Raw genomic sequence first — 25,342 nt, forward strand, 5'->3', positions numbered from 1 at the left:
AAGCACTATGGAAAAACAATCAGAGATCATAGAAGATAACCATATCAAACGATATGGCGCGAATACCACCAGCACTGCCAATGCTACAGTTTTACAGGAAGAACTTGCTTGGCTAAGTACTGTACTGCAAACCCGTTTAGAACTACATTTTCAACAAGAAACTTTATATGATTCAATCGATGAATTAGTACCACCAATCGTAGTGGGTAAAGAAGGTAGCTATGCTAACTTTATCAATAAACACAAACTCAACTTTGAAGAACGACTGTTACTAATTCTGGCTCTGGTTCCTCATATCAAACCTGAAGTTTTGGATATATTATTGACCAAAAACAAAGACTACGATCGAAGGTTTAGCGAATTTGGAGGATTGATATTAGAAGGGCATTTAGGATTAGTTCCTACTGCAGAGACAGCCATGTTTTTATTAGCTGGCGATGATCTTCAAAAGCGATTACTATACCAGGCCTTAGTTTCTCAAGATTTTATTGCCATTCGACACGGAATGATTAATATGCCCCAATCTAAGGGAAATGCCCCTTTGCTAAGTGGTATATGGATGATCGCCAATGAATATGTAGCTTCCATGGTAACAGGTATACCTTATCAAGCAATATACAGCCCTGATTTTCCTGCACAACGGTTACATACCAGGTTATCTTGGCAGGATCTTATCGTCTCTAGATCTACTGCACGAAGCCTGCAGGAAATCAGGGATTGGTTGATGCATGGGCAAACGGTTTTAGAAACTCTAGAACTAAGGAAACGATTAAAACCTGGGTATAAAAGCTTGTTTTATGGTCCTCCAGGTACAGGTAAAAGTATGGCTGCTGCTTTATTGGGTAAAAGTACCGGTATGCAGGTATATAAAATAGATCTCAGTATGACGGTCTCTAAGTATATTGGCGAAACCGAAAAAAACCTGGCTAAGGTATTTGATCAGGCACAGCAACATAATTGGATCTTGTTCTTCGATGAAGCCGATTCTTTATTTGGACAACGTACCCAAGTAAGCAGTGCTAATGATAGATACGGAAATCAGGAAATAGGGTATTTACTGCAGCGAATCGAGGATTTTCCAGGAGTAGTTCTCTTAGCCTCAAATCTAAAAGATAATATAGATGAAGCCTTTACTCGAAGGTTCCAATCTATGATCGAATTTAAAATGCCTGGAGTAGAAGAACGATATCACTTATGGCAGCAATCTTTTGCAAAAAAACTACCCCTAGATGATAAAACAGACTTATGGAAGATAGCAGAAAATTATAATATTTCTGGTGGATTGATGATGAATGTAATCCGTAAATGCACATTGCAAGCAGTAACCAATGAAAAAACAAAGATTTCCCAACAAAACCTTGAAACTGCCATAAGACAGGAGTTACAAAAGGAAGGGGTTATTTTGAGTTAATATAATCGTCAATTTGATTGTTTCGACGAAGGAATAACATACCAAAATAGGTTTGTATCGTATGTATTAAAGAGACTTAAAAGTATAAAACAGACCATAAAAAGAATTTTGATACACCTAAGTATGATGAATTTGGGAGTTCTAGTGATCTCTAAAACAATATTGTGAGCATATGAAAACACAAACAGATAAAACTCAACAGCAACAGCACTCGGTTACCCCAAGAGTTGCTAGTGAATCTAGTAACAGAGGTACGGCACAACTTATGGACAACCGTACCTCTACTACCGATCGACAAACGTTACAAGAAAAGATGCGTACTAGCACAACAAGTAAGGTGCGTCCGATCCAGCGAAAAAAGAACAATACAGGTTTACCCGATACACTCAAATCTGGTATCGAAAACCTCTCTGGTTATAACATGGATGATGTAAAGGTACATTACAATTCTAGTAAACCAGCACAACTACAGGCGCACGCTTATGCACAAGGGACAGACATCCATCTTGCGCCTGGACAAGAAAAACACTTACCACATGAAGCGTGGCATGTGGTGCAGCAAAAACAAGGACGCGTAAAACCTACAATGCAGTTAAAAAGTAAGGTTAACATTAATGATGATGTAAGATTAGAGAAAGAGGCAGATGTGATGGGTGACCAAGCCAAAAACCTTAATTACCAGTTAAATGAATCAAGAATGTCAAGCGAGAACAAAGGTGACAAAGAAAATAACGGGTTAAACCATTCTATAACAACAACATCTCATGGATCAATAGTACAACGGGTGCTTGCTCAACCAGATATTAATCCAAATTTTCGGAATGAATTCTTTAATATGCTGACGAACTCTTTGGATCTGCAAAACCCCCAACATTTACAAATAACAATGGATGCATTGTTATTAGATACAAATGACCTTGATCGAATGTATAGAGCAGCATTGAGGTATATTGACCAGACCGTAATCGGTAGTTCTATTTTAGATAAAATCCGACTATGGTCCAATAGAGTTACTATAAAAATAGGATATAACTTAGCAACTGAAGCACTGATCCCTGATGCAGCCGCTCGTGTAATTAGTACTGATGTTGAAATACCTTGGAACCCGCTTATGACATTTGCCGTCTGGAATGAAGATTACATTCTTCAAGGTGCACCTCCCACATTGGGTGCTACAGTAGGTACGATGTCTCCTGCAGCAGTGCTCTTACACGAATTTGGACATGTATGTCAGCACATAGATGATACACAAGGTTTCGATAACATTACAAGTGGAGCAAACACCAATATAAGTTTGTATGCCACATCTAATTTTGAATTTCAAGGAGGGCAGAACTTTAGAAACTTGTTGGAACATCATAATGTGGCGAACCACGAACACCCTTTTGCAGCTGAAAAAAACGAACCAGTTCGGAATATGTATGATAATGTGTTTATCGCTGGAGATATAACCCCTCCAAGAGCAGGCTCGCCAATTCCTCAAGTCCTTATGCCTTTGGTAAACCAGGCTGTAGCAAACAGGTGGCAATATATTGCAAATAATGGATGGGTAAATGGAGTAACCCAGCATACAAACAATCAACAAGCGAATAGGCAAGATCGAAACTTAGACAAGAATCTTTACTTAGATGGGAGAAACGGACTTACGGATACTACAAATAACCTAAATTTAATGTACAAGTCGATCGGCCATTTTTTAGATAATATTGATCAGGAAATAGCGACTCAAACGCGGTTACAGAATTGGGACAACATTGATTTAACCAGAATAAGTAATATAGTCAATAATTATATTAATCCTATCATTAATCAGTTTCGGGCAGCGAGAAAAAGAACGATAACCGATAGGATTTTATGGCAAATTACTTTATTAATAATTAATTATGTAGATCCAGGCCCTGTTGGAATTTTAACAAGGTTAAGAAATACAGTTAATAACTGGTAAAACCTTGTAAGTTTACTCTTGTTGTCACTAGCCTATAAATGGTGTCGTCAATAAGAAGCTGAAAAAGTTCAAATTAGTACTAAATGTATTATACAAAATGAAAGAATCTATAGAAAACACTCAAGAACCACAACGAGAAACGGTACATCGTGTAGAACAAGAGCTTAGTACTGGAGGAGAATCGAACATAAGAGATAATCGCCCTTCTAGTTCAATACAACGTAAACTACAATTAGGAATTGATGGTTTTACTAATGGCAAAAACCTTATCCAACGGAAAAACAATACAGGTTTACCAGATAACCTAAAATCAGGTATTGAAAACTTATCTGGGTATAGTATGGATGATGTAAAAGTAAATTATAACTCCAGCAAACCGGCACAACTTCGGGCACATGCTTATGCACAAGGTACAGATATTCATTTGGCACCTGGGCAAGAAAAACATCTGCCACATGAAGCTTGGCATGTAGTACAACAAAAACAGGGACGTGTAAAACCTACCATGCAGTTTAAAGGCAAAGTAAATATCAATGACGATACTCGGTTGGAAAAAGAAGCAGATATTATGGGTGCTCGTTCTCTTGATACTTCAGAAGCTAGCCAATCGGTGTCCAAATTAAGTAATAAAAGCATAATTGGGAATTCTTCGACATATCAATTACGATTTGATAGTACAAAAGATAGTTACAAATTAGAAGATATTTATGATTTGATCGTAGAAGGTGGATTTGAATTTGATGATTTAGAAGGTAAGATATATAATATACTAGGATATCAAGAAAACTCTATTTATACAAATAAAGAAAGTGATAGAGAATTAGTGAAAGATCTACGTTTAAAACCACAGGGTAAAAGTACCGATATATTAGTAAGAAGTTATCACAAGGCGAAAAAAAGTGGAGATACAGAAAAAATGGAGGTAGCAAAAGAAACGTTTGAAAGAGTTAAAAATCTAAAATATTATGAAATAGAAGATGAAGATAAAGAGCGAATTAGTGAATTGTCTTATGAGCAAGGAAATTATTTTCACATTGGTAGACGAAAAAAGAAAAATGAAAAGGTAAATGAAAGACTTATTGTAAACATAAATTCGATACAAAAAGCAGGAGAACTCATTAAACATATAGCAGATGGATGGGATGAAAAGGCTAATGATTGGAGGAAGCATGTAGTATCTGGTAAGTTCTATGCTACAGAAAGGCTCCAAAAATTCATAAAATACGATAAAGTAGTATTGTATTATGATAAAAGATTTCAAGGACAAATATATAATGGGGTTAAGCAATATGTACCAGAAAATGATAGAAACAATAGCCTTTCAGGATTTTATAATAAATTGGAAAGAGGAATTGGTGTTGGTGAAGAATTAGGAGGAGGGACTTCCTTTACAGGAAACAGGACGGATAGCTTGGTCAAGTTTATTGCAAATCTTGGACTGGAAAAGACAAGAGAAATCTCAAAAGAAGAATTTGTAAAAAGGGCATTTTATGCAGTTCAAGGGGGTATGGGAGATGATGATTTAAGACAAGGAAATGCAGAGCATACGGCATCAATAATGGAAAGTTTAGATGATTTTATAGAAAATACGTGAGTATATAACTCTAGTTCTCAGATTATTTTGTTCTATAAAGTTGGCAAAATCATAAGCAATAGGAATAAAAGACGTTCTACAGAACGTCTTTTTACTTTATGTAGTACTATATAATACTCCTAATTCTGAGATATCATAGTAGTATATGAATCTTTTGCAGTACCTGTAGTAACTGTTATAGAAGCATCGCCATTATCATTGATTTTTAATATGGCAATATCTGTTAAAAAACGCACCGTAGCGAGGTAGTCTTTGCTTTTTTGACCTGTGTTGAATTCGAGATCTTCTGTCCAGTAATTCATAAAAAAGTCAACAATAAGATCCTTATTCCCTTCAAAAACTACTTTGGTGCTGATTCGCTTACCTGTGGGTAATTTTTCATAATACAACTTATAAGAAATTTTCCTCTTTGTTAAAAGATCAGAAGATTTACTTTGATGTATCCACTGTAAACAATTGGTTCCGCATGCTTTCGATTCGGCTTTCCACTTTGTTTTATGTTCAATAAAAGGTTGCACCATTTGTAAAATTCCGTACGAGTAATTTACTTGATCACTAGTCGTATTGGTCAATAACCACTGTTTGTCATGTGTTGCTGCTGCAATAATATCCTCTTGCGAGTAATTGGTTTGGGCAAAAAGAGTAAGAGGAAATAAAAATAGAAGAAGTAGAAATATTTTCATAAGCTATTGATTTATAATTTATTGTACTTAAATTTACGAATTTTTTTTGAGATTCCGAAAACTAAAATACAATTGGAAAAGTTCAATAATTAAAACAAAAATTACCCTAGATTGGATTATATTCTTAAGTTAATTTGCATTTATTTTTGCTTTATAAAACTGCTATTCACCTTTATCCCTCTATTAGAATAAACGAAGTAATATCTGGGCAATTGATGTCGCAAAACTCCTAACTTTTGACGGTTTAGTATTAGTCATATTATAAATATCCCAATATTTTTGAAAGACTAAGATGAATTCAAATCAAAATCTTCATGAAAGCTACTAGTATTGCCAAGCACGAAAAAAATTTTTTTGATACCGGAAGAGATACCGCAGGTAAGCAATTCATCTTAACACCGAGTTCGGTTCCTATCAAAGGTAGTCAAGAAAAGATGCTGTATGTACAATGCCGTGCAAAAAATGGTGACACTTCTTTTTACATAGAAGAAAAACATAAGAAAAAGCAGATTGTATTACATTATACAGCTGGATATCTAAAAGGAGATGTAGCTGCATTATCTAGGCCAAATCATCGAGTATCGGTTCCGTTTATCATTGCGAGAAACGGGACTATTCTTAATCTATGGTCCTCTGCTTTTTGGGCATATCACTTAGGATCGGGAGCGGTTGGAGGAAATACCAATGGAGGTAGAAGAACTATTGCGATCGAAATGTCTAATATTGGATTTTTAAAGAGAATTGGCGATAATTTAGTGACTGTGTATAATGATAACGATGTGTATTGTCATATTGATGATAGACAATTTTATACAAAGTTAGATATTCCATTTAGAGGAGAACAATACTTTGCTACTTACACGACAAAGCAATATAAAAGCTTAGTGTTATTACTTCGATATTTAACTGCAGAATATGATATTCCTGCTACATTTTTACCAGAAGATAAACGATATAAAATCGTTGCAGAGGAAGAATTAGTAAATTTTATGGGAATCACTTCACATGTTAATTATAGAACTTCAGGTAAATGGGATATTGGTTCGGCCTTTGATTGGGATTTAGTAATACGTTCTTTGTAAATATAGATCGTCGTTAGATTACTCCCTGCTTTGTTGTTTTTGTAATATTATCTTAGGAAGTAATTTTTCAAAAATTTTCAATTAGAAAACTTAAATGTATTATGAAGTAGATTGTGATGTTGTATTTTAGCTAAAATTAAATTTTCACTAATAATTTTATCCAAAATACTCCTACCTTGAAACCTAAATTTTTATTTATTCCATTAGTTCTATGCTATCTTTTTTCTTACGCACAAGTAGATAATAAGTTTAAAGATGCACGAACCCAAAAAATTGAAGCTACAAAACTACAAATAGAAAAAGCAGATTCAGATTCTTTACGTTTAAAACTTAGATTAAAGCTGGCGGGTCAATTAGCCTATTTTGATGGTAATATTGCAAAAGAAATATTCTTAGATGTTCATAAAAAAATTAAGGACAAAGGATATGATAGCTATTATTACCAAAAAATGGAAGCTGAACTATTATATAGTATGTCTAGCATATTTTTAAATTTACAAGATACTGCTTCGGCCTTGCAATACGCAAATGAGGCCCTAGATATTGCCACAGAGATCGAGTATGATATGATTGTTGGTAGGGCTATAAGTAATTTGGGAAATATTTACTCGAGACAAATGGATTTTGAGAAAGCAAAACGATTTCATAAACGAGCGTTGGTATTCCATAAAAAAGCAAATTCAGGTCGAGGGCAAGCCCTTACGTTGAATCGAATAGGTAGAATTCTAAGTAGACAGGAAAAGGCAGATTCTGCGATGTACTACTACAAAAAGGCCATAGAAGTAGATACAGCTACAGCTCTTAAATTGCAGATAAGAGGGAATTTGGCCAGTACCTATGCAAATGCAGGTAATTATGAGCTGGCAGCCAATATTTATAGAGAAAATTTAAAGTTGTTAGACCCTACAGAGTATAATATTTTAGCGCATAATCATGCTAATCTGGCAAAAGTATATGACAAACATCAAGAATATAGTAAAGCAAATGCACACATCGACAGTGCTATTTTCTGTGCAAAAAAGGTAAACGCCTTGTTTTTGATACAATCTGCATACCATGCCAAAGTTGGAATAGCTCATAATAACAGAAAGTTTTCAGAATCGTATGAAGCGTTTTTGATTCAAGATAAATACAAGGATTCTTTGGTAAAAGAAAGTACAACAAAACGATTTGCAAATCTAGAATTTGCCTATCAATACAAAAGAGAAAAAGAACTAAGTGCTATTAATCTAAAGAATGAATCGACTAAAAAGAAATTGTATTTAGGGTTGTTCGTTATTACGGCTCTTGCGGCTTTGCTTCTAATCAATTTTATTAGGAAAAACAATAAACAGAAACTAGAGTTGATAGCGAATAAGGCCAAATTAGTAGAGATGGAAAAAGTAAAAACGGCCTTAGCACTTGCAAATCGAGAACAAGAACTTAAAAAAGTAGTTGTAGAAAGTTCTGTTAGAGAAGAAGTCCTCAATAGCACAATAGATGATATTAAGCAAGTAACAGCTTTGGTAGATGGGAGAGAACATAAGTCTGCGTTACGTTCGATATCTGCGTCATTATTATCTGAGAAAGATTCTAAAATGTCTTCCTTATATGTACACAAGTTTTTAGATGAGGTAAATATTGATTTTAAAATACTACTTGATCAACAGTTTCCGGAATTAAAACCAAAAGAAAAGGAACTACTTTGTCTTATGAAAATGGAGCTCAGTACCACAGAAATTAGTAAACTTCAAAACAATTCTGTGGCATCTGTAAAATCCTTAAGATATCGTATTCGTAAAAAACTTGGTTTAAGTTCTGAACAGGATATTATTGCTTTTATTGAAAGTAAAAATATCATGTTATAATGCATTAAAGTATTTGTTAGCGATTTTTTGGAATGTGTAAACTTCTTTTTTGAGATAAATATTAAGGTGTGATCAAAAAAAATCGATAATATACAATAGATTGTTATTTGTTAAAGATTTGAAAATAAGATATTTGAATTCTTTGAGGCTCTTTTGCTACCCCCTTTTTTTTCATATTTAGATACGTTGTTTATTTCTTTGAGTAGCGTTGTTTTTCAATGTATAGTTTCTACTTGAAAACAACGATAGCATTATTTTATGAAATAAAAGGACAGGATATTTTATGAAACCTGAAACTAAATATGCAAAGAGTAAAGATATAAATATAGCCTATCAAGTATTCGGTTCGGGAGTAATAGATTTAGTCTATATTCCTGGATGGATATCTAATATCGATTTGATGTGGCTATGCCCAGAATTAGTGAATTTCTTTAACGAATTAGGCAAATTTGCCAGAGTCATTCTTTTTGATAAAAGAGGAACCGGGCTTTCAGATAGAGTAGTAGAGTTTGCTACCCTAGAAGAGAGAATGGAAGATATCACCGCGGTAATGGAGGCTGTTGGATCTAAAAAAGCAGCACTTTTTGGGCATTCTGAAGGTGGGAGTGTTTCAGCATTGTTCAGTGCTACTTATCCGGATCGAGTACTTTCATTAATAACTTTTGGAATTTTTGCAAAACGAAGATATTCAGATGACTATCCTTGGGCACCGACAGATCAAGAGCGTCAGAAGGTATATGATATGATAGAGAATAATTGGGGGAGTGGTGTAATGAATCTTAAGTCGTTGGCACCTTCAAAAGCTAATTCCCCTGCGTTTATGGAATGGTTGGCAAATTATTTTCGTTCGGGGGCAAGCCCTAAAGCAGCTATGAAATTAACAAAAATGAACACTCAGGTAGATATTATTGATATTTTAAGTTCTATAAAAGTTCCTACATTATTAATGCAACGTACAAATGATATAGATGTAAAAATTCAAGAAGGTCGATTTATAGCTGATTGTATACAAGGATCAAAATTTGTTGAACTTGAAGGTGACGATCATCTGTTTTGGATAGGAAATACTCATACTATACTAAAAGAGATAAAGAATTTTATTCAGAGTATAGATACTAAACTGGAACCGGTATATGACAAAAAATTATATACGTTTATGGTTGTTTATATTCATAATAAGGAACCGGAGATTTTAAATACAAAAAAACGAATTAAAAAGTTTGTAAATCGATACAATGGAAATCTGGTTTTTGAAGATAAGAGCTCGTTTGTCATTACTTTTGAAGGGCCTAGTAAAGCCGTAAATTGTAGTACAGGACTAATTGAAGAAGCTAAGGATATTAACGTGCAAATTTCAGTAGGAATTGATGTTAAAGAGTGCTCTATAAAAGATAATATTTATGAAGATACAAAAGACTTTGTTCTACTCATTAAAAACCAATCGATACCTAATCAAATTATTCTTACACAAACAGTTAAAAATTTATTGGTTGGCATGCCTTTGAACTTTATACCAAGTAAAATAATGTTTAAAACAGAGTTGGGAACTTCATTGCTTTTATTTGTGATTTCTCAGAAGTCAAAATTAGGCGGGAATACTATTGAAGTTACTCGGCCTGAACGCCTCCAGCAAGACTCCTTCTTACAAAAAGTGATACAAAATATAAATAACCATTTGAGTAATGATTATTATGGAGTTGCAATGTTATGTAAGGAAATAGGCATGAGTGAACGACAATTACAACGCAAATTGAAAGTAATTACGAATAAATCTCCAAATCAATTGATAGCTTATGTTCGTTTACATAAGGCAAAAGAATTATTAATAAGTAAGCAGAGTACTATTGCTGAAATTGCTTTTCAAACAGGTTTTTCATGTCCTTCTTATTTTTCTAAATGCTTTAAAAAAGAATTTGATGTAAGTCCCTCTGCTTTAGTACACTGTTAGCAAAAAACTAAGATGAATAAACCCAATAAAAACAAAAACCGACTCATTAAAGTCGGTTTTTGTTTTTTGTCGTGCGGGCGGAGAGACTCGAACTCTCACACCTCGCGGCACTAGATCCTAAGTCTAGCGTGTCTACCAATTCCACCACGCCCGCATGTATTATTTGTACCACTTAGGACTCAGTACAAACAAGCTCACTTTTACTAGTAAGCGGGTGCAAATATAAACAATAGTTTTAAAATAAAAACAACCTTCTCGAAAAATATAAACTTTTACTACTTTTGAATAAAAATTAACTCATCTCATGCAACAAATTCAATCCTATGTTCAGGAGCACAAAGATCGATTTATTCAGGAGCTCGTAGAACTACTCAAAATACCTTCAATAAGTGCCGATTCGGCCTATAAGAATGATGTTATCAAAACAGCTGATGCCATAAAGAAAAGCTTAGAAGATGCAGGATGCGATATGGTCGAAATTTGCGAAACTCCGGGATACCCAATCGTATATGGTGAAAAAATAATTGATACAAACCTACCTACGGTTTTAGTTTATGGTCATTATGATGTACAACCACCAGATCCTTTAGATTTATGGGATAGTCCTCCTTTTGAGCCTGTAATAAAAAAGACTGAAATTCATCCTGAAGGTGCAATTTTTGCCCGTGGATCGTGTGATGACAAAGGTCAGATGTATATGCATGTGAAAGCATTAGAACTGATGACCAAGACAAATCAATTGCCTTGTAATGTAAAGTTTATGATCGAAGGTGAAGAAGAGGTAGGGAGTGAAAGTCTTGGATGGTTTGTAGAGCGAAATCAGGAAAAACTTTCGAATGATGTTATTTTAATTAGTGATACAGGTATGATCGCCAAAGATGTACCTTCTATTACTACAGGATTACGTGGTTTAAGTTATGTTGAGGTGGAAGTTACAGGTCCAAATAGAGATCTACATAGTGGGCTATACGGGGGAGCTGTTGCAAATCCAATAAACATACTCACAAAAATGATCGCCTCTTTACATGATGAAAATAATCATATAACAATTCCAGGATTTTATGATAAAGTAGAAGAATTATCGAGTGATGAAAGGGCAAAGATGGCCAAAGCTCCTTTTTCTTTGGAGAATTACAAGAAATCATTAGATATTAATGCAGTATACGGAGAAGAAGGTTATACAACAAATGAAAGAAATTCTATACGCCCTACACTTGATGTAAATGGTATTTGGGGTGGTTATACTGGCGAAGGAGCAAAAACGGTAATTGCAAGCAAGGCTTTTGCCAAAATTTCAATGCGTTTGGTTCCAAATCAAGATTGGGAAGAAATTACAGAACTCTTTAAAAAACACTTCGAAAGTATAGCTCCAGAAGCTGTGACCGTAAAAGTAACTCCTCATCACGGAGGTCAAGGATATGTGACACCAATCAATAATATTGGATATCAAGCAGCAAGCAAAGCTTATGAAGATACATTTGGTAAAACTCCAATACCACAGCGAAGCGGTGGTAGCATACCAATTGTATCCCTATTCGAAAAAGAACTCAAGAGCAAAACAATTTTGATGGGATTTGGACTAGATAGTGATGCTATTCATTCACCCAATGAGCACTTTGGAGTGTGGAATTATTTAAAAGGAATAGAAACCATTCCTTATTTTTATAAATATTTTACCGAATTAAGTGTTTAGGAAAATAATAATAAACCACTCAAAATGAGTGGTTTTTTTATTTTTAAGCCTTTGGAATTTGTATTTCTGAATTTTTACTCTACATTTGTAGAGTTAATTCTAATTAAGTAGAGCAATGCAATTATCAAAAGCCGAAGAGCAACTTATGAAATACCTTTGGAAATTAGAAAAGGCGTTTATGAAAGATTTGTTAGATGCTTTTCCTGATCCTAAACCTGCGACGACTACAGTAGCAACAATGTTAAAAAGAATGCAGGATAAAGGTTTTGTAGATTATACGCTTTACGGTAAATCAAGAGAATATTATCCTTTGGTGAAAAAAACAGATTATTTTTCTAAACATGTTAACGGGTTGATTAAAAACTTTTTTAATAATTCGGCTTCACAATTTGCATCTTTTTTTACTTCAGAGACCAATCTTTCAACTTCAGAATTAGAAGAGCTTAAAAATATTGTAGATCAACAAATAAAAAAGCAAAAACAATGATAGCCTATCTTATCAAATCATCACTTTGCCTATTACTATTGGGATCTTTTTATAAGGTATTTCTTGAAAAGGAGAAGGTGCACAATCTCAAGAGGTATTTTCTTATATGTAGTATTGTTTTCGCATATAGTATTCCTCTTATCACTTTTACCTATGAAAAAGTGGTTTACATCAACCCCGAAGAGATAGTTGCTGCCGTCGAAGAGTTACAACCGCCAGTATATATGACGAATGTGCATAAAGTAGAAGAATCGCCTAAGTCTGATCTTACTACTTTGTTATGGAGTATCTATATTCTTGGTGTTTTGGTATTTGGATTCCGATTCATTAGAAATCTATATAGCCTTGGTAAGAAAGTAAGAGGTAATGAAAGACGAAAAGAACCTTTATATACCAACGTTTTACTGAATGATAATATCATTCCTCATACATTTTTGAAATACATTTTTGTTCCTAAATCAGATTTTTTACAAAAATCTATCCCCGAAGAAGTGTTATTTCATGAGAGGGCACATGTACAACAAAAACATACTTTAGACATACTGTTTGTAGAGATATTGCAAGTTATTTTTTGGTTCAATCCACTATTAATTTGGATAAAGAAAGCCATTAGACTGAACCATGAATTTCTTGCAGATCAAACTGTATTGAAGCACAAGTTTTCAATACAACGTTATGTAAACTTGCTTGTTAACTACCCCAACAGTACTCATCACACTGAGCTAACAAGTACGATAAATTATTCATTAACCAAAAAACGATTACAGATGATGACCAAAGAATTTTCAAAAAAGAGAGTTACTCTTAAATTACTAGCTGTGATTCCTGTTCTAGCCTTATGTTTATTATTCTTCAATAATAAAATAGTGGCTCAGGAAAAAAATAATTGGAGATACAGTAAAACAACAAGTACACAGGACAAAGAGATAGAAATTAGGGTAAAGAATGATCAAATAAAAATAAATGGATCTTCAGTTACCTTGGATAACCTTTCTACAGAAATCGACAACATTACCAAAGACTGGAATGATGATGATTTAAAAGGGTTTAATTTTGATGTTAAATTGCAGAATGTCGATCAGAGACTGGTCGAAAAGATAAATACAGCATATAGAACTACTCGTCTGTACAAATCAAATCCTGATAAGCACGATCTGATTCCGCCACCACCTCCTGCTCCAATGGTAAGAAAAGGACAAACTGGTAATGTTCCACCACCTCCTTCAATATCAAAAAAAGCGGCGAAAAGCAATGCTCCTAAACCTCCTAGAGCACCCAAAGCTCCGGCACCACCGACTTATTCTGATACCGAAGAGGAGGAAGAATTTGAAGAAGAAGAATTGGCTTTAGAAGAAAACGAAGAAAAAGAAGTCGATGAGGTAAGAGAACAAAGAAGAGAAATCGCAATGTTGCAGGCAGAAAGAGCCAGAGAACGTGCAGAATATGCAAGACAAAGGGTTAGGAGAGAAGCCGAAAGAGTAAAGGAGCAAACTCATAGGGTACGAGAGGAAGCTATGGTACAAGTCGAAAAAGCACGTGAAGCTGCTGAAAAAGCTAGAGCAATAGCTATGGAAGAGGCTCATAAGGTGCGAGCGCAAGCACATCAAGCACAAGAGGAGGCTATGAAACATGCTCGTTTGGCTAGAGAAGAAGCCGAAAAAGTAAGGGAAATGGCAATGAAAGAAGCTCAAATGGCTCGTAAAGAAATGATGAAAGAAAGAGATATGGCGTTAAAGGAAGCCAGAAAGGCTCAGGAAATGGCTAGAAAAGCGGCACAAAATGCTCTTAAAGAAGCTCGTAAAGAACAAGAAAAGAATAGAAAAGAAGAAAGAAAAGCAAGACGAAAAGCAGCAAAAGATAATGATTAGAGGAGTGTCTGGTTTTCAAATGTTTATAAAAAATCTTAAAACTCCCAATTGGGAGTTTTTTTATGCAACATTTATACTTAAACTGCCGTTATAAACTCATTATCAATCAAAAACCCTTAGATGATGTTAAAACGTTTTTTTATTTTATGCTCTGGAGCCGATGCAGATATTTTGGCCGAGAGCGCTAGCGGAGAACAAAATAAATATGCTGGGATAGGGGCAACCGTATTTTTTACAGCGATAATGGCTTTTATAGCTGCCAGTTATGCATTGTATACCGTTTTTGATAATTATTTTACCGCGATTTTTTTCGGGTTGATATGGGGACTCCTAATTTTTAACCTGGACCGTTTCATCGTATCTACTATTAAGAAAAAAGATAATTTTCTTGATGAGCTCTTGCAAGCTTCACCTAGAATTATTTTAGCAATTATTATCGCTATTGTAATTTCAAAACCCCTGGAACTAAAGATTTTTGAAAAAGAAATTGATCGAGTATTGCTGGAACAAAAAAATGATTTGACTCTTGCCAATAAAGAACAAATAGCTACGCAATATACACCTTCAATAACAGCAATTGATCGTGAGATTGATGCTTTAAAACAGGAAATAACTACAAAAGAAACAGAAGTTAATGATCTCTATGAGACCTATATTGCAGAGGCCGAAGGTCGCAAAGGAACAGAAATCGTAGGAAAAGGACCTGTATATAAAGAAAAACGAGAAAAGCATGATGCTGCACTAGAAGAATTGGTAGCAATCAAAAAAGATAATGCTGATAAAATTGCCGGATTAGAGGCTCAAAAAACAGAACTAGCAACTGCATATGAAGATCAGGTAGTAAACTCGCAACCTATTATCGATAATTTTGATGGATTAATGGCACGGGTCACTGCTTTGAATGAATTACCCTGGTTGCCGTCATTTTTCATTTTTTTGCTGTTTTTGGCTATAGAAACTTCTCCAATTTTTGCCAAGTTATTATCTCCAAAAGGAGAATATGATTATAAATTGGAAGATGCCGAAGGTGAAATAAAAACTTGGGTTGAGCAAAAGGAAGCGCAGCGTAAAGTAGTTTTACAAACAGATTTTGATATCAATGATAGGGTATATGGTGATCTTTCGGAAGAAGAAGAATTATATGCTTATAAGAAAAAGATAGCCCGAGAAATGATGAAGAAGCAACAAGATGCTTTTTACAAAAGACAAACCGGTATTTTATAGAATAGATACTTTTTTAAAACTTACGATCGGGATGATAGACATCAAGATTTAGAGAGGTTTTTTTATCTGAAATTAATTCAGAAACCAGTTTTCCGGTAGATGTACCCATGCTCCAGCCCATCATCGCATGCCCTGTTGCAATAGTGAGGTTGTCACATTTTGATGATTTTCCTATATATGGCATTCCATCTGGAGTAACGGGTCGAAGTCCGCATGCGGCGTTATCTTTTTCAACTTTGTTGAGTTCGATTTCGGGAAAGTATTTTTGAGTAGCTTTTGCTATAGCTTCTACTCTTATTTTGTTAATGTTGTGATTAATTCCAGCTATTTCCATAGTTCCTGCAAAGCGAGTAAATTCATCCATAGGGGTAATAGCAACTTTGGCTTCTGCAAGAATTGCCGGGGTTGTAATTCCCAAATTCCTTTGAGAGTTTATTCGATATCCTTTGCCTGCTTCTAAAAGTAATTTTAAACCAAGTTCTTTGCTAAGTAATTTTGACCATGATCCTGCCGCCAGAACAAATTCATCTGCCGTATAAATATTATGGGCATTACCAATTGATGTAATCTTTTTGTTTTTAACAGATATAGTTTCGATTTTTTCGTTTTTGTAAAATACAACTCCAGATGATTCTAGATATTCCTTCATCTCTTTCATAAAGGAACCAGGAGTTGTATGTGCATCACATTCATATAAAATCGCACCTTTGGCTTCTACTCTTGTATCTGGATGTAATTGTTGTAATTCTTTTGCAGAAATTGTTTTTACAGGTAAACCTTCTTTTTTTGCGATATCGGCAACGTGTATTTCCTCATTCAGCATTTTATCAGTTTGACATATCATTAAGAGACCGTTTTGCTGTAATTGAAAAGTAAAACCTTCTGTACTTTTTATATCTGCATATAAATCTCTTCCCATGATAGCAATGTCCTTTATTGCAGGGATGCCTTTATTCACATTTCTGATAGAACAAGATCGATTAAAGGCTATAGTCCATCGCAAAAAGTCAGAATTAAGTCTTGGTTTTATAAACAATGGACTAGAAGAGTTAAACATCCATTTTACGCCTTTTTTCATTACTCCGGGTGCCGCAAGTGGGATGATATGACTTGGCGACAGGTATCCTGCATTAACATATGATGCTCCATAATCCATAGATGATTGATCAATCACAGTTACCTGGTGCCCTTCTTTTTGCAAATAATATGCAGAACATAACCCAATGATTCCTCCTCCTATAACGATGCAGCTTTTCATTACTTGTGACTTTGTTTTATAGTTTATATCACCTGAAATCCATGAGCATAAGGATCATCATCATCAATAATGATGGTATTGTATCCATATACTTTGGCATATCCTTGTATACTTGGTATAATAGCTTTTTTATCACCAAGTATTGTCTCGCTTTCAACTTTTCCTATAAATGTACTACCAATAAAACTTTCATGAATAAATTCTTCTCCTTTTTTAAGCTTTCCTTTAGCAAATAATTGAGCCATTCTCGCAGAAGTTCCTGTCCCGCATGGGGATCTGTCTATGGCTTTATCTCCATAAAAAACGGCATTTCTTCCCGAAGAATTTGAATGTATTGGAGTTCCGGTCCACAGAATATGACTTACATCACGAATAGTAACGTTTTCGGGATGTATAAAAAGATTAGGATATTTTGCATGAATTCGTTCTCGTAGTATTTGAGAATACCCAATAAGTTTGGCAGCAGTATATACCTGCATGCCTTCAAAATTGGGTTGTGGATCAAAAATAGCATAGAAATTTCCGCCATAGGCAACATCAAAAAACAATTCTCCTAATTCTGGACAATCTACGCTTAAATTTTCTTCGGCGAGATAAGAAGCTACATTTTTTAACCTTACCCAGTCCACTTTTTTACCTGTTTGTTGATACTCAATTTCAATAACTCCTGCAGGGGCTTCCATTTTTATTTTTCCCGGTGTTTTGGGTTGTATTAAACCTTCTTCAATGGCTATGGTAATAGTGCCAATAGTTCCGTGACCGCACATAGGCAAGCATCCAGAAGTTTCTATAAACAGAATTGCAAAGTCATTTTGAGGGTCATGAGGTTCAAACAAAAAACTTCCGCTCATCATATCATGGCCTCTGGGTTCAAACATTAATCCACGACGAATCCAATCGTATTCTTTTAAAAAATGTAATCTTTTTTCGTTCATAGACAAACCTCTTAAAGGAGGATGCCCGGTAGTGACTACTCTAACCGGATTTCCGCATGTATGTGCGTCAATGCAAGTAAAAGTTGTTCTTGCCATTTTCAAATAGGATTATAGGTTTGCTCGCCATTCAATAATCTGGAAATATTGAGCGGATTTTCATTCTTCAATTCATCTGGGAGTGCATCATTGGGCCAATTCTGGAAACTAAATGGTCGAACCCACCGTTTGATCGAATGTATACCAACTGCCGTAAATCTGCTATCTGTAGAAGCTGGATACGGTCCTCCATGTAACATCGCTGGACAAACTTCTACGCCTGTAGGCACGCCGTTAAAGATAATTCTTCCAACTCTGTTTTGAAGAGCTTCTATGACCGTGGTATATTTTTTTATTTCTTTGTTTTCGGCAATAATAGTGCCCGTAAGCTGGCCCTCAAGATTTGAAATAATGGTCTCTAATTCCTGTTGATCTTTACATGCCACTACTATAGAAAAAGGACCAAATACTTCTTGATGCAAAACTGGATTTTCTAAAAATGTCTTGCCATCTACTTTTACTACAGCCTGTCTGGCATAATTTGGAGCTAAAGTGTCTGTATATTCAGATACGGTTGTAGTTCCTTTTTGTTGAAGTGCGTTTTCTTTGTTTTTTTCATAATTAGTTACAATTGAAGGGTGTAACATGCATGAAGGTTCGATGGTTGCGATTTCATTAGCCAATACTTGAATAAAGTTATCTAAGCTATTACGTTTCAACCCTAAAATTAGCCCCGGATTTGTACAAAATTGACCAGTTCCCAGAGTAATGGATTTTGCGTAGGTTTTAGCAAGAATTTCTCCTTGATTGTGAGCTGCATTAGGTAAAATAACAACGGGGTTAATACTACCCATTTCTGCAAAGACAGGAATTGGTTCTGGTCGTTGAGAGGCAAGGTCAAAAAGTGCTCTACCTCCTCGAATACTACCTGTAAAACCAACTGCTTTCACTGCAGGGTGCTTAACTAGCTGTGTGCCTACTTCTATACCTTTGCTATTGAGGTTAGAAAATACCCCATTGGGCATTCCTGTTTTTTGAGCAGCTTTTATAATGGCCGAGGCAACCAGTTCTCCAGTACCCGCGTGCATTGGGTGTGATTTAACAATGACCGGGCAACCAGCCGCCAATGCAGAGGCCGTATCTCCTCCCGCTGTAGAATATGCCAATGGGAAATTACTTGCGCCAAAAACAACTACTGGCCCTAAGGGGATTAAAATTTTACGTAGATCAGGCTTAGGTATGGGTGTCCTATTGTGGTCGCCTGTATCTATGGTAGCATCTACCCAAGAACCTTCTTCAACTAGTTTAGCAAACATTCTAAGTTGCCCAATAGTTCTGCCTCTTTCTCCAATCGCTCTTCCTTCGGGGAGACCACTTTCAGCCATATAAGCCTGAATAAGAGTATTGTCTAACGCAAGAATCTCATCAGCAATAGTATTTAAAAAAGCAGATTTTCTTACCCCAGGCATTTTTTTATAGGTTTCATAGGCAGTAGATGCCAAGATTAGTGCCTCATTAATTTCGTCCTGCGATGCCTCATAGAAGGTATGTTCGTTTTCAATGTTTAATTTGGGATTAAAAGTGGTATATGTATTGTCTCCTGTTGCCGATAGACGATTACCAATATAGTTTTTACCTGTGATCATAATTATGATGTGATGAATGAATTCAAATTCTTATAATTCGGGAGTTGTGGTCTGTTCTTAATACCATTTTCAATAATATGAAGTACCCTTTCACGTTCTTTACCTTCTAAAGGTAATCGAGGAGCACGAACATTTTCAGTACCAATACCAGTAGCTACTTCTGCCAATTTTATGTTTTGCACTAATTTAGGATTAATGTCTAATTCAAGCAATGGTAAAAACCATCTATATATTTGTAAAGCTTCCTTAATTTTACCTGCATTTTGTAATTCATAAATAGCAACTGTTTCTTGCGGAAAAGCATCGACCAAACCAGCTACCCAACCATCTGCACCCATTAACAAACTTTCTAATGCCAATGTGTCTACACCACTTAAGATTTTTAAACGATCTCCGAACCTGTTTTTTATACGGGTAACATTTGAGATGTCTCTGGTAGATTCCTTTACGGCTTGAATATTTTCAAATTTCAATAACTCTTCGAACATGTCTAAAGTAACTTCAATTTTATAATCAACAGGGTTATTGTAAACCATAATTGGTAAACTTGTACTTTTTGCTACTTCTTTAAAATACGTTAAGGTTTCTTTTTTACCAGCATTGTATCGCATTGGGGGTAACATCATCAATCCATGAGCACCATCATTCTTAGCTTTTTCGGCTGCTTTTATAGCTCCCTTAGTGGTTTGTTCTGCAATGTTGATAATAACGGGTACCTTATCCTTTACTAATGCTACTGTAGTTCTTACCAGGGTACTTTTTTCATCATCGCTAAGTGTACTAGCCTCTCCCAGAGTACCACCCAAAATTATTCCATGCACTCCAGCTTCTAACTGTGCATTTATATTCACTTCAAACATGTTCAGGTCCAAAGTATCTTGATCGGTAAATTTTGTGGTTACAGCGGGCATAACACCCTTCCATTCTATTGCCATATGAATTGTTTTGGTCAAAGATATTGGGAAACTACCGGGATGATTATTAATAAATTATCAGATACTGATACTATTTTAACTTGAATAAGTATTTTTTTAGTTTTATTGATTAATATTGATGTAGTAAATGAAAGCTCTACCTTTTAAAATACCTAAAGCAACCACAGATACTCTTATTGTTCAAGAAGACAAAGGAGTGGTATTCTATGATGCTTTTCATCAACATGAAGAGATTCAGATATCCTGGATTATTTCTGGAGAAGGAAGTTTAATTGTAGGTGATACGGTTACTAGTTTTAAACCAGATGATATTTTTATTTTTGGCAGTCAAGTTCCTCATGTGCTAAAGAGTAGCAGTTCTTCTTCCTTATCTCATATGCTATCTGTTTTTTTTACTAAAAACTCTTTTGGAGCGCAGTTTTTTGAACTCGTTGAATTTGAGAATTTATCAGGTTTTTTTGAGCGGTCTGTTTTTGGAATTAAGGTTACTCAAAACAAAGAAGAGCTTAAAAAGTTATTTTTAACGATTAGAAAGAAAAAAGACAGGTTAGATAGATTGATTATTTTTTTAGGGATGCTTAAAATACTTGGTAAGGACAATTTGGAAACTATATCTTCAACTATTACCAAAAAAAGCTATACAGATAATGAAGGACAACGAATGGCTAAAGTCTTTCGGTTGGTGATGAATGATTTTCATAGAGATATTACCTTGCAAGAGGTTTCGGAAATAGCAAATATGACATCGAATGCATTTTGCAGATATTTTAAACAACGCACGAATAAAACTTTTTTTCAGTTTCTCACAGAAGTGAGGATAGAAAATTCTTGCCGTATTCTCCTAAAACACCCTGATATGGCCATTGCTGAGGCTTCGTATGCTAGCGGATTTAAAAACTTATCTCATTTTAATAGAAAGTTCAGAAAAATAAAAGGCCTTACACCTTCTGCTTATAGAAAACAACAACAGAAAACATCTATGTTTTGATAGTTGAAAAGGTATTACAGTCCTAGTAGTGGTAATTGTTTGATTTTGTGATAGGTCAGGCAAGCTTTAATACATTGCTTCAGTTCTTTTTCGGGAAGTTCCTCTTTTATTTTAAAAACGATAGCTCTGTTACCTTCAAATTGAAAAATATCTTTGTATACTATTCGAAAAGTAGGAACTAGCTTACTTGTGCATTGAAAATACATGGCATATTGATCTGGGCTGGATGGTTTCCAATCCATTCTAAGTGTACTCCCATGTTTGGTTATATAACTAGGCTCTCCCCACTTCAATGTCTCTTCTAGCATAGATATGTTTTCGGTCTCATCTGCAACATTAATAATCAACTCTCGAAGATTTGAAAGTTTCACCTTTGCTACATCGGGATACTTATCAAATACTAATTGTACTTCAGAATTTGATTTTAGTTTTAGGTTGTTCATTTTTTAGATTTAAAATGTTTTCTAAGTATTTGTTTAGACATCACTTCTTTTTATGGAGAGTAATTTCTTGTAGGTGAAGCATCTCCAAACCCATTCTAAAGGTCCAAATTTAAAATAGCTTAGCCATATTTTGCTTAGTATTATTTGTATTATAAATACAATCATGGCAACAAGTAAAGCCTGTGAAGGGCTTAAGGTTTCATAAAGCCGAAATCCTATAGATGTGAATAGTAATACACCTATGAAACTGTGCATTATATAATTGGTCAATGCCATTCTTCCTGCATATTGTATGGGAGATAAGATTCTTTTAAGTGTAGTGTGATACCAAAGCCTTCCCATACCCCATAAGTAAAACAATCCCATGACAACATCAGACACTACCATCAATTTTATCAGTAATGACCTTATAACTTCGTTTTTATAAATTTCTAAATCGGTAAGAAAGAATAAAAAAGATACTCTATATAGGTTAGTTACAATGGTGATGAGTATCATGGGTTTTTTTATTTGTGTGATAAAGGTGTCTAAAGTATTGTAGATTTTGTTTTTTCCTAAATACAAGCCTAGTAAGAACATTGATAGAGCAATTGGCGCTAAAAATCCTACTAACATTGGGATGTTAGAAAGATATTCTAGATATCGTAATTGTATTCCTTGAGTATAAGTGCCGTTTTTGATGATGGTATTTACCGTTTCACCGGTATAATCACTAAGGTAAATTTCAGGAGTAAAGTTGATGACTTTGAATAGAAATGTAAAGCATTGATCATAAAACGGAAAGAATAGTAAAATACCAGATAACGTAAGTAGTAAAGTATTTGATTTTTTTATGAAAAATATGGTCAAAAGACCCAAAATGGCATAAATATGTAGTACATCTCCGGACCATAATAGTATAATATGTAAGAGACCAAAAATGAAAAGAACAAACATTCGTCTGGCGAAGAAAGAAAATGAAAGTTTGTGATTTTCTATCATTTTTAAGACCTGCATCGAAATCCCTAACCCAAAAAGTAAAGAGAAAATAGGGAAGAACTTTGTATAAAAAAACAGTTGCAGCACCTTTTGAGTCATGATATCTACCGTTGCGGTCCATTGCTTTGCAAATACATCCTGATTTAGGAAGGTAGAATTCATGATAACAATATTTACCACAAAAATTCCAAGAATGGCAAATCCTCTGAAAACATCTAATAGTTCAATTCTTTTTTGTGTTTTAACAGGTGTTTTATTCAATGTATTGTATTCAGTTTTTAATATTCGAATCTATGTTTTATTTCTAAACAGTTTAAATTATGTAGAGAATTATAAGTTTTGGAAAATAAACTAAAAATATATGATTAGTAGTATTGGGTTAAGGGCTTTTTTTGATGTCATAGACTATATTGTTTAGGTTATGTTCGTCTTTTTTACCTGGAACGAGGCTAAATCCATTTTTTTCAAGCAATCTGGTAGAGCTTTCGTTTAGTTGATGTGTAAATGCTTCAATATGTTCCAGGTGTAAAGTATTAAAACCAAAACGAACTACACTTTTTAGAGACTCTGTCATAACTCCTTTTCCTTGATGTTCTGGATGCAAATCATAGCCAACTTCAGCAACTTTTTTATCTTCAGAAAAATTCCAAAGACAAATACTACCAATCATTTTTGGGTTGGTTTTTTCTGTAATTACCCAGTAGTATAAAGTTTTATCAATAATACCTTTATTGATTTTTGAGATAAATGCTAAAGCTTCCTTTTTTAATTTGGCACCGGGTCTTATTACAAATTCATTGACCTTTTTGTCTGAACGTAAAAAAGAAATAGTTTCCCAATCGGTGGGTTGTAGTTGCCTTAATAAAAGCCGTTTTGATCGAATTTCAGGAAAGTTAGCGTTATTCATGTTATCACTATTCCAAATTTTTCTTTTTTAGCTGCTTAATAATCTCTGTACTTATCCAGTAAATATCTTGATTACTAGTGTAGAATAAATACTTACCATCTTTGGTAATAAATGGGCAGTACTCATAATTTTTGGTATTTACTTCGGGCCCCATATTTACCGATTTTGTCCAGGTGGCATCTTCTTTTTTGAAACTGATGTATAAATCTCCTTGCCCAATACTATTTTCTCTGGTAGAGCAAAAAATAATATAGGATTCATCTGGAGCAATACATACGTCTGCTTCATATGCTGTAGAATTTATTGCTGCTCCAAGAGCAACAGATTTTTGAAATGTACCGTTATTGAATTTTGAATAGTAGATATCATAGTTTGATCCCTTATTTTCTGGTGAGGCATTGCCGTTTGATGAAAAATACATGGTTCCATCGTTGGTAAAAGAGATGTAATATTCGTTACCACCTGAGTTAATATTTGTTCCTGCATTGATGGGCTCAGACCATTTTCCATTCCTTTTTTCAACATACCAAATATCGATATCTTTCGGGTCACCTTCTCCATCTAAAGCACTATTAGAAATAAAGTATAACCTGTTTTCATCGTTAGAAAGAAAAGGATCGTTGTAGCCATAGGTTTCATGCGAAAGAAAGATTTGAGGTTTTGACCAGGTATCATTCACTTTTGTTGAGTAGCGAATCTCATTTTTTCCATTTACGTCAACACCAAAGTAAAATACTGTGCCGTCTTTGTTAAATACCGATCCAAATTCAGATTCTTCTGTAGAAATAAAATTAGGAGCAAATAACTTTGCACTTGTACCCGGAGGTTCCTGTCCCATATATGAGCCTTTCAAAGTCATGTTACGAACTTTATCCTTATTGGCGCCCAGAGATACCAATAAGGTGTATATTTGGTCAGCATCTATTCTTTTTGCTATTTCAAGAGCGGTACTTCCTCTGCTGTTTTCTTGATTTACATCTACGCCCAATTCTACGAGTTTCTTTACGAAAAGATCACTTTTATTGAGTACGGCCTTTTGTAATAGAGCAGTTCCGTATGTGTCGATCCAGGAATTATCTTTTTGTAATTTAATAAGGGTGTCAAAGTAATCTTCTTTGTTGAAATGCACTGCAACATCCATTGCTGTTCTTTTTTGATGATCTTCTGCATTAATGTCGATACCTTTTTCGATTAAAAGCTGAAAGGTTTCTTTTTGTTTGCATGCTATTGCCCAGTGCAGTAAGGATCTCCCTCGATTATCTTTCTTGTCAATAGATGTGGTTTGTAGCAGACTGTCCAAGCGATTTGTTTTTCCTTGACAAACAGTTCTGAAGATATTTTGTGCAGATACATGAAAACTAAATAAGAAAATGATGACGATGCATATTTTGTTTTTCATGATGTGGATTTTATGGTTTTAAGACGAACAGTTTT

At 34.6% G+C, this 25,342-nt stretch carries 20 protein-coding genes and 1 tRNA gene; 11 read left to right on the forward strand and 10 right to left on the reverse strand.

All coding sequences use genetic code 11. The features are described from left to right. Positions 1 to 7 precede the first annotated feature (7 nt). The 3 genes from M0D21_RS05570 to M0D21_RS05580 all read left to right on the forward strand — a co-directional run bounded on the left by M0D21_RS05570 (position 8) and on the right by M0D21_RS05580 (position 4,950). The gene (locus tag M0D21_RS05570; RefSeq protein ID WP_248327462.1) at positions 8 to 1,411 is read left to right on the forward strand and encodes an ATP-binding protein; all 1,404 of its coding nucleotides are present in this window, start codon (positions 8 to 10) and stop codon (positions 1,409 to 1,411) included. A gap of 172 nt (positions 1,412 to 1,583) precedes the next feature. After that, positions 1,584 to 3,356 (forward strand): eCIS core domain-containing protein, encoded by a 1,773-nt coding sequence (locus tag M0D21_RS05575; RefSeq protein WP_248327463.1) that lies wholly within the window; start codon positions 1,584 to 1,586, stop codon positions 3,354 to 3,356. A 97-nt stretch (positions 3,357 to 3,453) separates the two neighbouring features. Then, positions 3,454 to 4,950: an eCIS core domain-containing protein gene (locus tag M0D21_RS05580; RefSeq protein WP_248327464.1), complete on the forward strand. Its 1,497-nt coding sequence runs from the start codon at positions 3,454 to 3,456 to the stop codon at positions 4,948 to 4,950. A 119-nt stretch (positions 4,951 to 5,069) separates the two neighbouring features. On the opposite strand, the gene M0D21_RS05585 is transcribed toward M0D21_RS05580, so the two are convergent. Further along, positions 5,070 to 5,633 (reverse strand): hypothetical protein, encoded by a 564-nt coding sequence (locus M0D21_RS05585; protein ID WP_248327465.1) that lies wholly within the window; start codon positions 5,631 to 5,633, stop codon positions 5,070 to 5,072. A gap of 314 nt (positions 5,634 to 5,947) precedes the next feature. Here M0D21_RS05585 and M0D21_RS05590 point away from each other — a divergent pair, with 314 nt between their 5' ends. From M0D21_RS05590 to M0D21_RS05600, 3 genes are all read left to right on the forward strand, one after another. After that, complete coding sequence (locus M0D21_RS05590; RefSeq protein WP_248327466.1) at positions 5,948 to 6,715, forward strand: N-acetylmuramoyl-L-alanine amidase; 768 nt, start codon at positions 5,948 to 5,950, stop codon at positions 6,713 to 6,715. Positions 6,716 to 6,891: 176 nt separating this feature from the next. Further along, a complete protein-coding gene (locus M0D21_RS05595; RefSeq protein ID WP_248327467.1) occupies positions 6,892 to 8,562 on the forward strand; it encodes a tetratricopeptide repeat protein in 1,671 nt (556 codons plus the stop codon). Positions 8,563 to 8,845: 283 nt separating this feature from the next. After that, positions 8,846 to 10,510, forward strand: a complete 1,665-nt coding sequence (locus M0D21_RS05600; protein ID WP_248327468.1) for an alpha/beta fold hydrolase — start codon at positions 8,846 to 8,848, stop codon at positions 10,508 to 10,510. A gap of 72 nt (positions 10,511 to 10,582) precedes the next feature. Here the strand turns inward: M0D21_RS05600 and M0D21_RS05605 are convergent. Next, positions 10,583 to 10,664 (reverse strand) — tRNA-Leu (locus M0D21_RS05605). Positions 10,665 to 10,814: 150 nt separating this feature from the next. On the opposite strand from M0D21_RS05605, the gene M0D21_RS05610 reads away from it, so the two are divergent. The 4 genes from M0D21_RS05610 (at position 10,815) to M0D21_RS05625 (ending at position 15,782) form a co-directional block, all read left to right on the forward strand. Continuing rightward, positions 10,815 to 12,203 (forward strand): dipeptidase, encoded by a 1,389-nt coding sequence (locus M0D21_RS05610; protein ID WP_248327469.1) that lies wholly within the window; start codon positions 10,815 to 10,817, stop codon positions 12,201 to 12,203. A 115-nt stretch (positions 12,204 to 12,318) separates the two neighbouring features. Beyond that, positions 12,319 to 12,690: a BlaI/MecI/CopY family transcriptional regulator gene (locus tag M0D21_RS05615; RefSeq protein WP_248327470.1), complete on the forward strand. Its 372-nt coding sequence runs from the start codon at positions 12,319 to 12,321 to the stop codon at positions 12,688 to 12,690. Next, on the forward strand, positions 12,687 to 14,558 hold the full coding sequence (locus M0D21_RS05620; RefSeq protein WP_248327471.1) for a M56 family metallopeptidase: 1,872 nt from the start codon (positions 12,687 to 12,689) through the stop codon (positions 14,556 to 14,558). Before M0D21_RS05615 ends, M0D21_RS05620 begins: the two co-directional genes overlap by 4 nt. A gap of 123 nt (positions 14,559 to 14,681) precedes the next feature. Next, positions 14,682 to 15,782 carry a DUF4407 domain-containing protein gene (locus M0D21_RS05625; RefSeq protein WP_248328221.1) on the forward strand — a complete coding sequence of 367 codons (1,101 nt, stop codon included), beginning with the start codon at positions 14,682 to 14,684 and terminating at the stop codon, positions 15,780 to 15,782. 13 nt (positions 15,783 to 15,795) lie between these two features. Here the strand turns inward: M0D21_RS05625 and M0D21_RS05630 are convergent, their stop codons facing one another. From M0D21_RS05630 to M0D21_RS05645, 4 genes are read right to left on the reverse strand one after another with little or no spacing between them, the layout of a single operon-like run. Further along, complete coding sequence (locus tag M0D21_RS05630) at positions 15,796 to 17,040, reverse strand: NAD(P)/FAD-dependent oxidoreductase (protein WP_248327472.1); 1,245 nt, start codon at positions 17,038 to 17,040, stop codon at positions 15,796 to 15,798. A gap of 23 nt (positions 17,041 to 17,063) precedes the next feature. Further along, on the reverse strand, positions 17,064 to 18,071 hold the full coding sequence (locus M0D21_RS05635) for a 4-hydroxyproline epimerase (protein WP_248327473.1): 1,008 nt from the start codon (positions 18,069 to 18,071) through the stop codon (positions 17,064 to 17,066). A gap of 2 nt (positions 18,072 to 18,073) precedes the next feature. Beyond that, the gene (locus tag M0D21_RS05640) at positions 18,074 to 19,657 is read right to left on the reverse strand and encodes an aldehyde dehydrogenase (NADP(+)) (RefSeq protein WP_248327474.1); all 1,584 of its coding nucleotides are present in this window, start codon (positions 19,655 to 19,657) and stop codon (positions 18,074 to 18,076) included. 2 nt (positions 19,658 to 19,659) lie between these two features. Beyond that, positions 19,660 to 20,592 (reverse strand): dihydrodipicolinate synthase family protein, encoded by a 933-nt coding sequence (locus M0D21_RS05645; RefSeq protein WP_248327475.1) that lies wholly within the window; start codon positions 20,590 to 20,592, stop codon positions 19,660 to 19,662. 127 nt (positions 20,593 to 20,719) lie between these two features. Between M0D21_RS05645 and M0D21_RS05650 the strand changes: the two genes are divergently transcribed. Then, complete coding sequence (locus tag M0D21_RS05650; protein WP_248327476.1) at positions 20,720 to 21,580, forward strand: AraC family transcriptional regulator; 861 nt, start codon at positions 20,720 to 20,722, stop codon at positions 21,578 to 21,580. Positions 21,581 to 21,594: 14 nt separating this feature from the next. Here M0D21_RS05650 and M0D21_RS05655 read toward each other — a convergent pair whose 3' ends face one another. The 4 genes from M0D21_RS05655 to M0D21_RS05670 all read right to left on the reverse strand — a co-directional run bounded on the left by M0D21_RS05655 (position 21,595) and on the right by M0D21_RS05670 (position 25,307). Then, positions 21,595 to 22,023: a DUF1801 domain-containing protein gene (locus tag M0D21_RS05655; RefSeq protein ID WP_248327477.1), complete on the reverse strand. Its 429-nt coding sequence runs from the start codon at positions 22,021 to 22,023 to the stop codon at positions 21,595 to 21,597. Positions 22,024 to 22,056: 33 nt separating this feature from the next. Beyond that, complete coding sequence (locus M0D21_RS05660) at positions 22,057 to 23,262, reverse strand: DUF418 domain-containing protein (protein WP_248327478.1); 1,206 nt, start codon at positions 23,260 to 23,262, stop codon at positions 22,057 to 22,059. A gap of 118 nt (positions 23,263 to 23,380) precedes the next feature. Further along, positions 23,381 to 23,908 (reverse strand): GNAT family N-acetyltransferase, encoded by a 528-nt coding sequence (locus M0D21_RS05665; RefSeq protein WP_248327479.1) that lies wholly within the window; start codon positions 23,906 to 23,908, stop codon positions 23,381 to 23,383. A gap of 7 nt (positions 23,909 to 23,915) precedes the next feature. Further along, positions 23,916 to 25,307 carry an ankyrin repeat domain-containing protein gene (locus M0D21_RS05670; protein WP_248327480.1) on the reverse strand — a complete coding sequence of 464 codons (1,392 nt, stop codon included), beginning with the start codon at positions 25,305 to 25,307 and terminating at the stop codon, positions 23,916 to 23,918. Positions 25,308 to 25,342 lie beyond the last annotated feature (35 nt).

Origin of the sequence: Aquimarina acroporae (assembly GCF_023195925.1) — a bacterium.
Classification (GTDB): Bacteria; Bacteroidota; Bacteroidia; order Flavobacteriales; family Flavobacteriaceae; genus Aquimarina; species Aquimarina acroporae.